This is a genomic window from Streptomyces zinciresistens K42 (assembly GCF_000225525.1).
GTDB lineage: Bacteria > Actinomycetota > Actinomycetes > Streptomycetales > Streptomycetaceae > Streptomyces > Streptomyces zinciresistens.
On sequence record NZ_AGBF01000401.1, the window covers coordinates 1 to 2,319 of the forward strand.

The window sequence follows — 2,319 nt, forward strand, 5'->3', positions numbered from 1 at the left end:
TGCCTCCCAGTCAGTTCGTCGGCCGTCCCGCGTTGCGGGGTGGTCCGGCTCGCTTATGAGAGTTGGTGTCCCCGCCATAGTGCACGACCTGGTGTCCCCTTGTCAGCTCGACCGTGCCCGATTCACACCGGTTCGAGCCCCTCGCCCTTCCCGCGTGACGGGATTCGCTCACCCTGTTTGCCCTGTTCGCGGCATTAGTCACGAAGATTCTTGGGGTCGAAGTGTCACACGGACCCCGGTCCGCGACACCTATACCGAGAGGGGGGCCCATGTCCTCCTGGCGGCGCCGGCCGCCGCGGTACTCCGGAGCTCCGTCCCGTGGGGCGGGACGCGATCCGAAGTTCCTGCCCGCCGTGCGGGAGGGAGCAGGGGTTTCGCCACTGCTCGGAATCTATCCACAGGCGACCTGCGCAAGGCTGCCGAGATGATCTCTTTCTCGTCCGTCCGGGTGGGCCGGTGAGCGCCATGGCGGCGTCGGCCGCCGTGCTCCCGCGCCCGCGCACGAAGTTCGCTGGCGGAGCGTCGCGTCGTCGGCTGCGGTCGGTTTCGGCGCAAGCCGGTCCGGTCGCGCAGCTGGAGCTGGGTAACCCGCTCCAGCTGTCGAAGACGATGCGGGCCCGGCTGCTCGCGGCGGTGCGCGCGCTGGTGACGTCCCCGGCGCTGGCCGGTGCGTCGGACGGCGCGCGGCTGGCGTCGGTGGTGCTGACCGCGAAGGCGGATGTGCGCAAGGACTTCGAGACGTCGATCTGGGCGGCGGAGCTCGGGCGTTGGCTGGGGGTGTCGCAGTCGACGGTCGCGCACACGGTGCTACCCGAGCTGCGCGGCGCCGGGTTCCTCGGCTCGAACGTCGCGACGAACGCCTTCGGGCACGCGACGGGCCTGGAGTGCTGGGTTATCCCGATGTACCGGGCGCAGAAGGCCGGCGACCGGCGGCACCCGCTGGCGCTGTCCCGCTCGGAGCTGGCGGTGCTGCTGAGCCTCATCGAGGTGCTGTTCGGTCCGGGGTGGGCGCCGAAGGACAAGCCGGTCGTCCCGGCCGGGCTGCTCGCCGGGCGTACGGGACGGGGCGCGGCGACGGACCGGCTCGGGTTGCTGCTGATGGTGCTGACGACGGGTTCGGCGGGCTGGCTGCAGCTGTGCCCCGGGTCAGTGGACACCAGCCGTGGGCGTCCTGCCGCGACGGTCGCGCGGCTGCTGGGCTGCACGGCGGCGGCCGGGGCGAAGGTGCTCAAGCGCCTCCAGGAGCACGGGGTCGCGGACGTGGTGCGCAAGGAGACCGGCTCGGGCCTGAACGCGCAGTCGCGGGTGCGCCTGGTGCCGGTTGCCCAGGCCCACGGCGTGGCCGTGCGGGAGGCCCGCCAGGCGGCGAAGGCCCTGATTTCAGACCTCGCCGGTACTGCATCCGGAGATCTTGAGTCCGGCGAGACGGGCGAGACCCTTGTGACGACTGGGGTGGAGGGCGCCGGACAAGACGGGATGGCCGGATCGGCAGACCTCGCCGCAACTGCACAGCCCCACGCTCTCCACGCTTCTGTGGTTACTCCCGGTGGTTCTCTTGCGCTCTATGGTGGCTTTTCCGGCGAAGGCCGTGGTGGGAACCACGGTCTGCCGGACCGCGCGTGCGTGCGCGAGGACGGCGGCCCGCTCCGCGGGGAACAGCAGGAGAAGTCCCCGTCGATCAGCAGCGAGAAGCCCGGCCGCGGGCCGGTAGCTGGCGGCCCGGTGCGGGTCGTGGCCGGTGAGGGTCAGGGCAGGCAGCAGCGGGGGAGGGTGCCTCTGCCGCCGGAGGATCTGCGGGCCGTCCTGTCCCCGGTGGACCTAGTGTGGGCGCGGCTGGAGCGTCAGGCCGCCCGCCGCCTGGTGGAGGCCGCCGCCCGCAGCGAGCTGGGCAGGGTGGTCGGGTTCGCCGGCCGCGCCGATGCCCCGCAGGTCCTCGCCGACCGGCTCGCCCGGCGCCTGGCCGACCAGATGCGGCTGGCCGGGCCGATCAAGGACCCGGTGGGCTGGCTGATCGGCGTCGGTCTGCCGCAGCGTCAGCAGTGCGGCGACGTGCGGTGCGACGACCGGGTGCTGCTCGACTCCGGCCAGGACTGCCCCCGGTGCGCGGAGAAGCAGGCAGACCGCCGGGATCAGCGCCGCGCGGTCGCGGCCGCCGTTGACGCCGCGATGCCCGGCGCCTCGGATGCGGAGCGGCGGGAGGCGACCGCCAAGCAGCTGCATCAGGACGTGACGGCCAGGGCATGGGCGCAGGTGCACGAGTGGGAACAGGTCCGCGCCCGGCAGGCCGCCGCAGCTCAGGCCCGTGCCGAAGCCGCGGCC

General features: G+C 73.0%; 1 protein-coding gene. It reads left to right on the forward strand.

Annotated elements, in window-relative coordinates; genetic code table 11:
• Positions 1-465 precede the first annotated feature (465 nt).
• A partial coding sequence (locus SZN_RS36750; protein ID WP_007506094.1) for a hypothetical protein occupies positions 466-2,319 on the forward strand: 1,854 nt, incomplete at its 3' end.